General features: G+C 72.7%; 10 protein-coding genes. All 10 read right to left on the bottom strand.

All coding sequences use genetic code 11. The annotated features are described in order from the left end of the window. Nucleotides 1-98: 98 nt before the first annotated feature. Nucleotides 99-842: a YggS family pyridoxal phosphate-dependent enzyme gene (locus LADH09A_RS19835; RefSeq protein ID WP_238646978.1), complete on the bottom strand. Its 744-nt coding sequence runs from the start codon at nt 840-842 to the stop codon at nt 99-101. Between the two features lie 9 nt (nt 843-851). Continuing rightward, nucleotides 852-1,967, bottom strand: a complete 1,116-nt coding sequence (gene ftsZ / locus LADH09A_RS19830; RefSeq protein ID WP_238646977.1) for a cell division protein FtsZ — start codon at nt 1,965-1,967, stop codon at nt 852-854. A 246-nt stretch (nt 1,968-2,213) separates the two neighbouring features. After that, nucleotides 2,214-3,032, bottom strand: coding sequence for a cell division protein FtsQ/DivIB (locus LADH09A_RS19825; RefSeq protein ID WP_238646976.1), 819 nt, complete (start codon nt 3,030-3,032; stop codon nt 2,214-2,216). Next, nucleotides 3,029-4,594, bottom strand: coding sequence for a UDP-N-acetylmuramate--L-alanine ligase (gene murC / locus LADH09A_RS19820; RefSeq protein WP_238646975.1), 1,566 nt, complete (start codon nt 4,592-4,594; stop codon nt 3,029-3,031). Before murC ends, LADH09A_RS19825 begins: the two co-directional genes overlap by 4 nt. Beyond that, nucleotides 4,591-5,697: an undecaprenyldiphospho-muramoylpentapeptide beta-N-acetylglucosaminyltransferase gene (gene murG / locus LADH09A_RS19815; protein WP_238646974.1), complete on the bottom strand. Its 1,107-nt coding sequence runs from the start codon at nt 5,695-5,697 to the stop codon at nt 4,591-4,593. Before murG ends, murC begins: the two co-directional genes overlap by 4 nt. Beyond that, on the bottom strand, nt 5,697-7,142 hold the full coding sequence (locus LADH09A_RS19810; RefSeq protein WP_238647060.1) for an FtsW/RodA/SpoVE family cell cycle protein: 1,446 nt from the start codon (nt 7,140-7,142) through the stop codon (nt 5,697-5,699). Before LADH09A_RS19810 ends, murG begins: the two co-directional genes overlap by 1 nt. A gap of 339 nt (nt 7,143-7,481) precedes the next feature. Then, complete coding sequence (gene mraY, locus LADH09A_RS19805; protein WP_238646973.1) at nt 7,482-8,606, bottom strand: phospho-N-acetylmuramoyl-pentapeptide-transferase; 1,125 nt, start codon at nt 8,604-8,606, stop codon at nt 7,482-7,484. Further along, nucleotides 8,603-10,000, bottom strand: a complete 1,398-nt coding sequence (locus LADH09A_RS19800) for a UDP-N-acetylmuramoyl-tripeptide--D-alanyl-D-alanine ligase (protein WP_238646972.1) — start codon at nt 9,998-10,000, stop codon at nt 8,603-8,605. Before LADH09A_RS19800 ends, mraY begins: the two co-directional genes overlap by 4 nt. Next, a complete protein-coding gene (locus LADH09A_RS19795; RefSeq protein WP_238646971.1) occupies nt 9,997-11,559 on the bottom strand; it encodes a UDP-N-acetylmuramoyl-L-alanyl-D-glutamate--2,6-diaminopimelate ligase in 1,563 nt (520 codons plus the stop codon). Before LADH09A_RS19795 ends, LADH09A_RS19800 begins: the two co-directional genes overlap by 4 nt. Before the next feature lie 52 nt (nt 11,560-11,611). Next, the coding region (locus tag LADH09A_RS19790; protein WP_274529815.1) for a peptidoglycan D,D-transpeptidase FtsI family protein at nt 11,612-13,511 on the bottom strand (1,900 nt) is incomplete at its 5' end.

Below are 13,511 nucleotides of genomic sequence, written 5' to 3'. Positions count from 1 at the left end.
TCCCCTGGCGCGCGATTCGCGTCGCGCGCCACGACCCCCAACTAGGGGACGCCACCCCTGAAACAACACTGATGTAATTTGCATGTCTCGCGGTCAGGCTACCGCAGCGTGGGACGCATTCCGAGCAACGCGCTGCCGACGCGGACATGTGTCGCGCCGTATTGGATCGCGATCTCGAAATCTCCACTCATTCCCGCGGACAGCGCGGTCGCTCCCGGGTGGACCGTCCGAAACACGCCGGCAACCTCCGCGAGTTGGGCGAAGGCCCGCTCCGGCTCCCAACCCAGCGGCGCCACCGCCATGAGGCCGACCAGACGCAGCCCTGGCGACTCGGCCACCGCCTCGGCCACCGGTTCCAGCCCGGCGCCCGGGTCGGCCGAACCGGGCAGCGCGCCGCCCCGGGCGGCGTCGCCGTCGATGCTCACCTGGACCATGACGTCCAGCGGCACCTCCCGGTCGGCGGCGGCGTTGGCCAACGCCCGGGCCAGCCGGACACTGTCGACGGACTGCACCACGTCGGCGTACCGGACCACCGAGCGGGCCTTGTTGCGCTGGAGCTGACCGATGAAGTGCCAACGGGGGCGCAGTCCGGCCGCGGCCACCTCGGCGGCCTTACCGGCTGCCTCCTGGTCGCGGTTCTCCCCCATGTCGGTCACCCCGAGCCCGGCCAGCGCCAACACGTCGCTGGCCGGGTAGGTCTTCGTCACCGCGATCATCGTGATGTCGGCGGGGTCCCGGCCGGCCTGCGCACAGGCGTCGGCCATCCGGGACCGGACCTGGGCCAGGCCGGCCGCGATCTCGGCGTGCCGGCCCGGCCGGACCGTGGCTGAGCTGTCGGTCATCGGCGGTGCTCAGGACCCGTTCTTGAGGAAATCGGGAACGTCCACGTCGTCGAAGAGCACTCGGCGCGGCGACTGGGCCGGAGCCGGGTTGGTCGACGGCGCCGGCACCGGGGTGCTCTGCGGCGCCGGCTGGTTGGTGTTGGTCTTACGGGTCGGCTCGGCCGCCTTGTACGCGGGCGTGCCGCCGTCGAAGCCCGCCGCGATGACCGTCACCCGCACCTCGTCACCGAGCGCGTCGTCGATGACCGCACCGAAGATGATGTTGGCGTCCGGGTGGGCGGCGTCGGTGACCAGCTGGGCCGCATCGTTGATCTCGAACAGGCCCAGGTCGGAACCGCCGGCGATGGAGAGCAGCACACCGCGCGCGCCGTCCATGCTCTGCTCCAGCAGCGGGCTGGAGATGGCCGCCTCGGCCGCCTCGACCGCGCGGTTCTCGCCGCGGGCGCTGCCGATGCCCATCAACGCGCTGCCGGCGCCGCTCATCACGCTCTTGACGTCGGCGAAGTCCAGGTTGATCAGACCCGGGGTCGTGATCAGGTCGGTGATGCCCTGCACACCGGAGAGCAGCACCTGGTCGGCCGTGCGGAACGCGTCCATCATGCTGATGTTGCGGTCACCCAGGGCCAACAGCCGGTCGTTCGGGATCACGATCAGCGTGTCGCACTGGTTGCGGAGTTCGTCTATTCCGGTCTCGGCCTGTACCTGGCGACGCTTGCCCTCGAAGGAGAACGGGCGGGTCACCACGCCGATGGTCAGCGCACCGAGCTTGCGGGCGATGTTGGCCACCACGGGCGCGCCACCGGTGCCGGTGCCGCCGCCCTCGCCGCAGGTCACGAAGACCATGTCGGCGCCCTTGAGCACCTCCTCGATCTCGTCGCGGTGGTCCTCGGCGGCGTTCTTGCCGACGTCCGGGTTGGCCCCGGCCCCCAGACCGCGGGTCAGCTCCCGGCCGACGTCGAGCTTGACGTCGGCGTCACTCATCAGCAGCGCCTGGGCATCGGTGTTGATCGCGATGAACTCGACGCCCTTGAGCCCAACCTCGATCATCCGGTTGACGGCGTTGACGCCGCCGCCCCCGATGCCGACGACCTTGATGACCGCCAGGTAGTTGTGCGGAGGTGTCATCTCCGGTCCTTTCCTTCGAGATTGGCTTCGGCCGACCGGTTACGGCGTGGCCAGACCAGCGGCCGACGACAGCTGTCACCAGCGAGAGTCAGGGGTGAACCCTCACCCTCTACTAGAGGCTTACAGTTATGTCAACCACTGAACCTCTTCGGGGCAACGTAAGCGCCACCACGCGATGAGCCAAGGACCCGCTCGGCGTGTCGCCGACCGGAGCGCGACAGGTCACGCCTCCCCGCGCTCGGCGGGTCAGCGGAAGGTCACCACGTCCGGGGCGCTCACGTCGATCCGATCGGTGTCCTCGTCGAGCAGAGCGGTGGCCACCCGAGCCTTGTCCGTGCCCCGGGTCGCGTCGCCCCAGACCACCGTCCGGTCCCCCCGCAGCCGCAGGGTGATCCGGGCCAACCCCTCCACGCTCACGTCCACCAGCTCGGCGCGCAACTGCGGGGTCAGCGCGACGAGCACCTCCAGCCCGGCCCGGGTGCCCGGGTCGTCGGCGGCCGGTCGGGCCACCGTCACCTGCGGCATCCCGGCCGGGCGCTGGTCCACCGTCCGGAACGCCACACCGCTGCGGTCGATCAGGGCGTACGCGTCGCCCTGGGGCACCGCCGCCACCGGGGTCCGCTCGGTCACCCGCACCACCAGCGTGCCGGGCCAGTCGCGGGACACGGTGGCCCGCTCCACCGGCGCGAGCGCGCCGACCCGGCGGGCCGCGGCGGCCAGGTCCACCCGGGCCAGCGGCACCCCGTCCGGTACGCCGGCCGCGTCGTGCACCTGCACCGGGGTGACCAGGTCGGCCCCCTCCACGCGCACCTCCCGCACACCGAACAGCCCGGTGCCCAGCACCGTCCAGGCGACCAGCCCGGCCAGCGCGAGCACCCCGGCGGCCACGGCCCAGGGCAGCGCCGCGCGCATCCGACGCTGCCGGGCACGGGCCATGAACCGGCGGGCCGAGGGCGGTACCGCGTCGCTGCTCGCCCGGACCAGCTGCCAACGCCGGGCCGGACCGCGACGCGGGGCGCCGCCCTCGGCGGCGCGGGTCCGCCCTCGGGCCGGGCCGGGACTCATCCGGCCGTGGGCGCCGTGCCGCCGGGCGCGACGGTGCCACCGAGGGCCGCTCCGTCGCCGCCGGCCGTGGCGCCACCCGGCACCGGGTCACCGAACACCGGGGCGGTGGCCACCGGGTCGACGGTCGCGGTCGGCGCGGAGCCGGCCGCACGCTCCCCCAGGGCGGCCAGCAGCTCGTCACCCATCAGCGAGATCGGCGGGGCGCCCATGGTCACCACCACGTCCCCTGGGCGGGCCCGACGGGCCACCTCCAGCGGGGCCGCCTCCCACGAGTCGACGAAGACCTTGCGGTCGGCGGGCAGCTCCACCGCGGCGATCAGCGCCGCCGAACCCTCGCCGGGTTGGCGCAGCTCGCCCGGCCCGAAGACCTCCAACAGCACCACCTCGTCGGCGATGGCCAGCGCCGCGGCGATCTCCGACTGGTTGTCGCGGGTGCGGTACAGCCGGTACGGCTGGAAGACGACGATCAGGCGCCCGTCGCCGGCCACCTCGCGCAGCGTCTGCATCGCCAACGTCATCGAGGTCGGGTGGTAGGCGTACTCGTCGTAGACCAGCACGTCGTCCGCGACGCCCTTGCGCTCGAAACGCCGCCGCACCCCGGGGAAGACCGCCAGCGCGGCCTCCGCCGCCTCCAGCGGCAGTTTCAGCAGGTACGCGGCCAGCACCGCGGAGGCGCTGTTCAGCCCCATGTGCCGCCCCGGCACCGGCAACCGGAACTCGCCCAGTGACCGGCCGTCGATCGCGGCCAGGTAGCGCACCCCGCGCGCGGAGGAGACGATCTCGGTCAGCCGCAGGTCGGCGTCGGCCGCCTCGCCGTAGGTGAACACCTGCCGCCCCTCGGCGCGCAGGCTCTCGGCCAGCCGCCGACCGCCCGGGTCGTCGGCGCAGGTGATGATGAACCCGTCCGGGTCGGTGAGGCGGGCGAACTCCACGAACGCCGCCTCCAGCGTCGCGTAGTCGCCGTAGGTGTTCAGGTGGTCCGCCTCGACGTTCGTGATGATCGAGACGTACGGGCGGTAGATGAGGAACGAGCGGTCGCTCTCGTCCGCCTCGACCACGAAGTGCTCGCCGGTGCCGTGGTGGGCGCCCGAGCCGACCTCGGAGATCTCGCCGCCGATCACGAAGGACGGGTCCACACCGGCCTGTTGGAGCACCATCGTCACCATCGAGGTGGTGGTGGTCTTGCCGTGCGTGCCGGCGACCGCCACCGCCCGGCGGCCGGTCATCGCGGCGGCCAGGGCCTCCGAGCGGTGCAGCACCCGCAGGCCGCGCCGACGCGCCTCGACCAGCTCCAGGTGGTCCTGGGGGATGGCCGACGAGTAGACCACGGTGTCCACGCCGTCGAGGTTGGTCGCCTCGTGGCTGAGGTAGATGGTGCCGCCGAGCGCCCGCAGGCCCGCCAAGGAGGGCCACTCCCGCAGGTCGCTGCCGGAGACCCGGATGCCGCGGGTGAGCAGCAGTCGGGCGACGCCGAGCATGCCCACCCCGCCCACCCCGATCAGGTGGACGGCGCCCAGGTCCTCTGCGGTGAGCGTGCCGGCCGGGGTGAACTGCGCGGTCATCGGGCCACCGCCTGGAGGACGAAGGAGCGCAGGGCCTCGTCACCGTCGCGCCGGCCGTACGCCCCCGCGGCCGCGCCCATCGCGTACAACCGTTGCGGGTCTCGGATGAGGGGGATGACGGTGCGCTCCAGCCACGCCGGGGTGAGCTCCGCGTCGTCGACCAGCAGCCCACCGCCGGCCTCGACCACGGGCAGCGCGTTGCGCCGCTGCTCCTGGTTGCTGTGCGGGTACGGCACGTAGATCGTCGGGAGCCCGATCGCGGCGACCTCGGCGACGGTCATCGCCCCGCCCCGGGCCAGCATCAGGTCGGCGGCGGCGTAACCCAGCTCCATCTCGGACAGGTACGGCAGCGTCACGTACGGCACCGGCAGGTCGGTGGGGATCGGCACCGGCTCGTTGCGGGCGCCCATCACGTGCAGCACCTGCACGCCGTTGCGGGCCAGCTCCTTGGCCGCCCCGGAGAGCGCCAGGTTGATCGAGCGGGCGCCCGACGAGCCGCCGGAGACGAAGAGTACCGGCAGGTCCGGGCGGAGCCCGAAGTGGGCGCGGGCGGCGTCGCGCAGCGCGTACCGGTCCAGGCCGGCGATGGTGCGGCGCAGCGGCACCCCGACCACTGTGGCGTCGCGCAGCGACTCGGCCTGGCTCGGCTGGTGCGGGAAGCCGACGGCGACGTTCTTGGTGAACTTCATGCCCAGCTTGTTGGCCACCCCCGGTGGCACGTTCACCTCGTGGATCACCATGGGCATCTCCCGGCGCCAGGCGGCCAGGTAGGCCGGCACCGAGACGTACCCGCCGAAGCCGACGACCACGTCGGCGCGCACCTCGTCGATCACCTTGCCCGCGGCGCGCGCCGCGGTCCACATCCGGCCCGGGGTACGCACCAGGTTCATGTTGACCGACCGGGGCAGCTGGTACGCCGGGATCTGCCGCAGGTCGTAGCCCTGCGGCGGGATCAGGTCGTTCTCCATGCCGCGTGGTGTGCCGAGGCAGGTGATCCGGACGCCCGGGTCGTGTCGGCGCAGGCAGTCGGCGAAGGCGAGCAGCGGGTAGACGTGCCCCCCGGTGCCACCTCCCGCGAGCACCACCGAACGCAGCGGACCCATCAGCGTCTCCTTTCGCTCGCCGTACCCCCGCGGCTCCGGTCCTGGCGGACCCCGCGCGGCGCGGCCTGGTCGTCATGGCGCCGCTCGCGGGACCGGGGTACGGACCCTCGGCCGGCGGGCGGCGTCGCCGGTCGGCGACGCCGCCCGGGAAGCGGCGGCAACGGGGCCCAGAGTAGTCGGACCCACCGGGCCGGCGGACGGGCATGCAGTGCTCGGGCCGCATCGGGTTCGGCGCGGGCGAAGGACGCCAGCATGCCGATCCCCGCCAACGTCACGACCAGGGCACTTCCGCCGTCGGAGATGAACGGCAGCGGCAGGCCGGTGATCGGCAGCAGCCCGACCACCCCGCCGATGTTGATCACGGCCTGGCTCACCAGCCAGGTGGTCACGGCGGCGGCGGCGAACCGGCGGAACGGGTCGTCTACCCGGCGGGCGATCCGCAACCCGGTGTACGCGAGGACCGCGAACAGCGCGAGCACCACCGCGCAGCCGATCACGCCCAGCTCCTCGGCGATGATCGCGAAGATGAAGTCGTTGTGCGCCTCGGGCAGCCAGTCCCACTTCAGGCTGCCCTTGCCCAGCCCGACGCCGAACCAGCCGCCGTGCTCGATGGCCAGTCGACCCTGGTAGAACTGGAGACAGTCGCCGAGCTTGCAGGTCTCCGGGTCGGGCGGGTTGAAGAACATGACCAGCCGGGCGAAGCGGTAGTTGTCCGCGCCCTTCTCGCCGGAGCCGGCGCCCAGCGAGGCCACCGCGATGAGCAGGCCGACGCCGAGCAGACCGACCACGGTCAGCGCGCCGAAGACCCGCATCCGCACGCCGGCCGCCCAGAGCAGGCCCACCACCAGGGCCAGCAGGCAGAGCATCGTGCCCACGTCGTTGTAGCCGACCAGCACGAACAGCAGGCCCATCACCGGGAAGAGCGGGGTGGCCAGCTCCCGCCACCACCCCAGCGCGGCGCCCTTGCGGGCGATCAGGTGCGCGCCCCACAGCACCAGCGCGAACTTGGCCAGCTCGGAGGGCTGGACCTGGATCCCGCCGATGAACAACCAGAGCAGGCGCGCCTCGATCGGGCCGATCCGGGCCGAGTCCTGGTGACTGAGCCGGGCGTACGCGAGCAGCAGGTTGAGTATCAGCAACAGCCCGATCGAGGTGAACAGCAGCGGTCGGCCCAGCGAGCGGTACGTGCTGGCGGGCAGGCGCTGGCAGACCCAGAACGCCCCGATGCCGATCACCGCGAAGATCGCCTGCTTGGTCACTGAGGCCGAGGCGTTGCCGTCCTCGGCGTAGTCCTTCACGCTGGTCGCCGAGAAGACCATGGTCAACCCGATCAGCAGCAGCAGGCCGGCGCTGGACAGCAGCAGATAGTAGGAGGCCAGCGGTCGCGCCAGCAGACCTCGCAGCGCGGCGAGGCCACCGGCCCCGTCCAACCCGCGCAGTGGCACGGGTGGTGGCGGGTCCGCTGCCCGCGGTGCCGCACCCGGTTCCGGGCCGCGCGCGTCGTCGGCTCCCCGGCCGCTCGCCGCCTGGTCGGGCGGCGCGCCGGCCGCGGCGGTGCGCGTCGCGCCCGGTGACCGTCGCGGCCGACCGGCTGTCCTGTCGTCGGTGCCTGAGTCCTCCCCCACCCCGACATCATCACCGCTGGACGCGCCGGGCACGCCCACAACGACGCACCGGGCGTGTCGGACTCCGACGCCGGCCGTTGACGCACTGACCGCCCGGACGAAACCCGCGCGGGGCGGGCCGTCCGGGCGGCCGATCAGTGCGGGGATCGCGAGGGCCGATCAGGTCATGTTGGCGAGGAACTCGCTGTAGAACAGGCCCAGGGCGATGGCCACGCCGATGCCGGCGATGATCCAGAAGCGCACCACGATGTTGACCTCACTCCAGCCGGCCAACTCGAAGTGGTGCTGGAGGGGCGACATCCGGAACACGCGTTTACCGGTGGTCTTGAAGGAGATGATCTGGATCACCACGGACATCGTGATGATCACGAAGAGCCCGCCGATGATCGGCAGCAGCAGGATGGTGCGGGTGGACATCGCCATACCGGCGATCAGGCCGCCCAGCCCCAGCGCACCGGTGTCACCCATGAAGATCCGTGCCGGGGACGTGTTCCACCAGAGGAAGCCCACACAGGCCCCGGCCGCCGCCCCGGCTATCAGCGCGATCTCCAACGGGTCGCGGACCTCGTAGCAGTACGGCTGGGTGTAGTTCGGGTCGGCGCACCAGTGCCGGTACTGCCAGAACGCGATCAACGCGTACGCGGCGAGCACCATCACCGAGGCGCCGGTGGCCAGGCCGTCGAGGCCGTCGGTGAGGTTGACACCGTTCGTGGCGCCCATCACCACGAAGATGAAGATGATCACCGCGCCGACCTTGCTGACCTCCAGGGCATCGATGTCCCGGATGAAGCTCAGCGTGGTGCTGCCCACCGTCTCGGTGTTGGTCGCCAGGCCCGAGCCGTCGGTCATCGTGCTCGGGAACCACAGCGCGATCACCCCGAAGACCGCGCCGACCAGGATCTGACCGAGCAGCTTGCCGCGCTTGTTCAGCCCGGCGCTGTTGCGCTTGCGCACCTTGAGGAAGTCGTCGAGGAAGCCCACCGCGCCGGAGAAGACCATCAGCCCCAGCAGCACCAACGCCGTGATGGTCGGCTCCACCTGGGCGATCTGCTGGTCCGGCAGGGTGGTCAGGGCCAGGTGCCCGGCCACGTACGCGATCACCGTGGCCAGGATGAAGACCACGCCACCCATGGTGGGCGTGCCCTTCTTGCCCTGGTGCATGGCGGGGCCGTCGGACCGGATCGGCTGACCGGCCTTGAGCCGGGTGAACAACTTGATCGCGATCGGGGTGCAGAAGAGCGAGACGAGGAACGCCACGCCGACCGCGACGATGACCGCCCTCATCGGGTCGGCTCCCCACCGGTGTCGGCGCGCAGGGCGTCGGCCACCTCCCAGGTCCGGTACCGGGAGCCCTTGACCAGGACGACGTCCCCCGGTCGTAGCTCGCTCCGCAGCACCTCGACGGCCGCCGCCTGATCGGTGAGCAGCACCGACTCTCCTCCCCAGTTCGCTACCGCTGTCGCGCCTTCGTGGATCGGCGCGGCCGGCTCACCCACCACGAGCAGCCGGTCGACGCCCAGTTCGGCCGCCAGTTGGCCGACCTCGGCATGGCCGCTCCGCTCGAACGGGCCCAGCTCGGCCATGTAACCGAGCACCGCGACGGTACGCCGCCCCTGGCCCATACCGGCCAGCGCCCGCACCGCCACCGCCATCGAGGCCGGGTTGGCGTTGTACGAGTCGTCGATGACGGTCACCCCGTCAGGGCGGTCGAAGACGTCCATCCGACGGGTCGAGACCAGCCTCAGCTCGCCGAGGGCCACGGCCACCTCGGCCAACGGCATGTCCAGCTCCCGGGCGACCGCCGCCGCCGCGAGCGTGTTGCCGACCTGGTGACGGCCGGTCAGCCCGAGCCGCACCGGCGCGCGTCCCTCGGGGGTGACCAGCGTGTACGACGGGTGCCCCCGCTCGTCCAGCGTGACGTCCTCGGCGCGCACGTCGGCGTCCGGCGCCTCGCCGTAGCGGACCACCCGGGCCCCGGTGCGACCCGCCATGGCGTCCACCCGGGGGTCGTCGGCGTTCAGCACCGCCAGCCCGTCCGCCGGCAGAGCCTCGACCAGCTCTCCCTTGGCCTGGGCGATGGCCTCCTGCGAGCCGAACTCGCCGATGTGCGACGTGCCGACGTTGAGCACCACGGAGATCCGGGGCGGCACCAGCTCACACAGGTACCGCACGTGCCCGATCCCCCGCGCGCCCTTCTCCATCACCAGATAGCGGGTGTCCGGCCCGGCCCGCAGAGCGGTGTACGGGTGGCCCAGCTCGTTGTTGAACGAGCCGGGCGGCGCCACCGTGGCCCCGAGCCGGGCGGTGAGCTGACCGATCAGGTCCTTCGTGGTGGTCTTGCCGGAGGAACCGGTCACCCCGATCACGGTCAGCTGCGGGAGCCGGTCCACCGCGGCACGGGCCAGCCGGCCCATCGCGGTCAGTGCGTCGTCCACCAGCACCATCGGCACCCCGGGCACCGCATGGCTGCCGAGCACCGCCACCGCGCCGGCCTGGATCGCCGTCGCCGCGTAGTCGTGCCCGTCGACCTTCTCACCGGGGAACGCCACGAAGAGCGAACCGGGCCCCACCTTGCGCGAGTCGAACTCCACCGAACCGGTCACGGTGGCGGCGGGGTCGGCGGCCTCCAGACGCCCGTCGACCGCGGCGGCCACCTCGGCCAGGCTCAGCGCGATCACCGCTGGACCGCCAGGTCCCCGAAGCGGGCCCGCAGCGCGTCGGCCAGCTCGATGCTGTCGTCGAACGGAAACACCTCGCCCGCCACCTCCTGGCCGCGCTCGTGCCCCTTGCCGAGCAGCGCGATGACGTCGCCCGGCTCGGACAGCCGAACCGCCTCGTCGATCGCGGCGCGGCGGCCGGCCACCTCGATGATCCGGGCGGCCGTCGCGGCCCGGTACGCGCCGGCGAGCACCTCGGCGCGGATCGTCGCCGGGTCCTCGGTACGCGGGTTGTCGTCGGTCACCAGCACCAGGTCGGCCCCCTCCGCCGCGGCGGCGCCCATCACCGGCCGCTTGCCCCGGTCCCGGTCACCCCCGGCGCCGATCACACAGATCAGCCGCCCGGCGCTCAACTCCCGCAGCGCGGCCAGCGCCGCCACGATCGCGTCCGACTTGTGCGCGTAGTCGACCACGCCACGTACCGGCGCGGCGACGTCGACCAGCTCCAGCCGGCCCGGCACGCCACCGCAGGCGGCCACGCCGGCCGCCGCGGTCGTCGGATCCACCCCGGCGCCGACCAGCGCGGCGATGGCCAACAGCGCGTTCGCCACGTTGTGCCGGCCGGGCAGTGCCACCCCCGCGGGCAGGACCACGCCGTCCGGGCCGTGCGCGGTGAACCGCTGGGCGTACCCCTCGCCGCCGACGCCGTCGGCCCACCAGCTCGCGCCCTGGTCGCCGGCCGCCGAGTAGGTGACGGTGGCCGGCTTGTACAGCGGCTTCAGGGCCGGGTCGTCGTGGTTGAGCACCTCGACGGCGCACCGCCCGTCGAAGAGCTGGGCCTTGGCCGCGAAGTAGTCGTCGCTGTCGGCGTGGAAGTCCAGGTGGTCGGAGCCGAAGTTGGTGTAGCCGCCGACGGCGAACCGGACCCCGCCCACCCGGCCCATGGCCAACGCGTGGCTGGAGACCTCCATGACCACCGCCGTGACCCCCCGCTCGCGGGCGGTGGCCAGCATGGCGTGCAGGTCGGTCGCCTCCGGGGTGGTGCGCACACTGTCGATCACCAGGTCACCGAGCCGGGTCTCCACCGTGCCGATCAACCCGGTGGTGTGGCCGGCGGCCCGCAGCCCCGACTCGACCAGGTACGCGGTGGAGGTCTTCCCGGCGGTGCCGGTCACCCCGATCACGGTGAGACCGGCGGTCGGGTCGCCGTACACGGCCGAGGCCAGCTCGCCGAGCACGGCACGCGGGTCGGGCACCACCAGGACGGGCAGGCCGCTTCCCGCGGCCAGCTCCGCACCCGCCGGGTCGGTCAGCATGGCCACGGCACCCGCCTCGGCGGCACCGGCGGCGAACTCCGCGCCGTGCCGGCGAGCGCCGGGCAACGCCGCGTACAGGTCGCCGGGGTGGACCTCCTGGCTGGCGTGGGTGGCCCCGGTGACGACCACCTCGGCGGCGTCCGCCGAAAGGTCGACGGCGAGTCGGGCGGCGAGATCGCCGAGCCGGACTCCGGTCACGGTACGTGGACGTGGATTGCCGGGCACGGCGTCAGACCCTACCCCGTCGTCCGGTTCCGGCCGCACAGCCGCCCCGGTGGTTCGTCGGCACTCACCGATGATGTCCCGCCATTGCTGCTCAGCGCGGATAGACCACGAACTTGGGTGCGGAACCACCGGTCGACGGCGGTACGCGGTAGTGACGCAGAGTGAACTGCATCATGTCGCGGAACGCCGGGCCGGCGATCGCCGCGCCCCCACCCCCGGGGGCGTAGACGAACACCGCGATCACGTACCGGGGGTTCTCGGCGGGGGCCATGCCGATGAACGAGGACACCTCGCCGGGCTGCTTCTTGCCGTCCACCAGTCGCCACCCGGTGCCGGTCTTGCCGGCGACCCGGTAGCCGGGCACCGCGGCGGTCAGCCCGGTGGCATGGTCGACCGTGGTGACGGCCTCCAGCATGGTGCGCAGGGCCGCCGCGTTCTGCGGGCTGAGCACCGACCGGGTCACCGGTGCCGGCGCGGGCGTGCGCCTGCCGTCCGGGCCGATCACCTCCTTGACCAGGTGCGGCTGCACGTACGTGCCGTTGTTGGCGATGGCGGCGTACGCGGCGGCCATCTGCAACGGGGTGGCGTCGACGCTGTGCCCGATCGGCACCGACCCCTCCGACGATCCGCTCCACTCGTCGGCCGGCAACAGACGCCCGCTGGCCTCCCCCGGCATTCCCTCACCGGTGGGCTTACCCAGCCCGAACCGCTTCTGGTAGTCGATCAACCGGTCCTTGCCGAGCTGGTCGGCGATCGTGATGGTGCCGACGTTCGACGAGTAGGCCAGCATCCCCGGCACGCTCATCTTCTTGCCGTTGGCGGGATGGGTGTCGGAGAACCAGGTGTCGCCCTTCTTGATGCTGTTGGCGATGGGCAGCGCCGTGTCCGGCGTGATCACACCCTCCTGCAACGCCGCGCCGAAGGTAATCGCCTTGTGGATCGAGCCGGGGTCGACGACGAAGCTGGTCGCCGCGTCCTCCCGGGCGACCGGGTCGCTCGCCAGCGGCTTCGCCGCGCTGTAGGTGGGATTGCTGGCCTGGGCCAGCACCGCGCCGGAGGGGATCTCGATGATCACCGCGACGCCGGTGCCGCCGCGCTGCTGGGCCATGCCCGCGCTGAGGATCTGCTGCGTGCGGAACTGCAGGTCACGGTCGATGGTGAGGGTCAGCGAGCTGCCCGGCTTGGCGGGAGTGGTCTGGCTGTAACCGCCCGGGATCGGCGCCGCGAGGTCACCGAGGCCGGCCTCGTACACCCGCTTGCCGTCCTGCCCGGCGAGCACGTCGTCGTAGCGGGCCTCCAGCCCCTCCAGGCCGGCCATGTCCTGACTGGTGAAGCCGATCAGGTTGGCCGCCAGGTCGCCGCCGGGCACGTCACGGCTCTCGTCGCGGTGCACGCCGATGCCGGGAAGCTCCAGCGCCTGCACCCGCTTGGCGGTCGGGATCTCCACACCGCGGGCCAGGTAGGCGAACGTGGACAACTTGCCGCTCTCCAGCTTGCGGGGCTTCATCAGCTCGACCAGCTTCGACACCGGGATGCCGAGCAGCGGGGAGAGCGCCTTCGCGGTGGCGGGCGGATCCTTCACCTCGGTCGGGTCGGCGAACACGTAGCGCGCCTCGACACTGCGGGCCAGCGGCGCGCCGGTGCTGTCGTAGATCGCGCCGCGCGCCGCCGGCAGCTCGACCGTGCGGAGACGGTCGGCGATGCCGCCCCCGGCGTACGCCGGGGCGTCGACCGCCTGGAGGAAGATCAGCCGGATCCCGATGGCGGCGAACAGCGTCAGGGCGAGCGCGGTGCCCAGCCGCAGGCGCAGTCGCGATTCGGCCAGCTTCGGCGGGCGAGGTGGTTTGCGGGACGGACGACGGGCCGCCGGTCGGTCGGTGCGGCGCGGCGCGCGTGGTGTGGTGGTCCGGCGGCGCGGTGGCGGCTCGTCGACGCCCGGGGCACGCGGGGTGCGCGGCGAGACGGTGCGCACGACGCCGCCGCGCCCGGCC

This window comes from Micromonospora cabrerizensis, from assembly GCF_022230955.1.
Lineage (GTDB): Bacteria > Actinomycetota > Actinomycetes > Mycobacteriales > Micromonosporaceae > Micromonospora > Micromonospora cabrerizensis.
The sequence above is the reverse complement of the archived record's forward strand: the minus strand, read 5'-3'. Positions and strand labels throughout refer to the sequence as shown.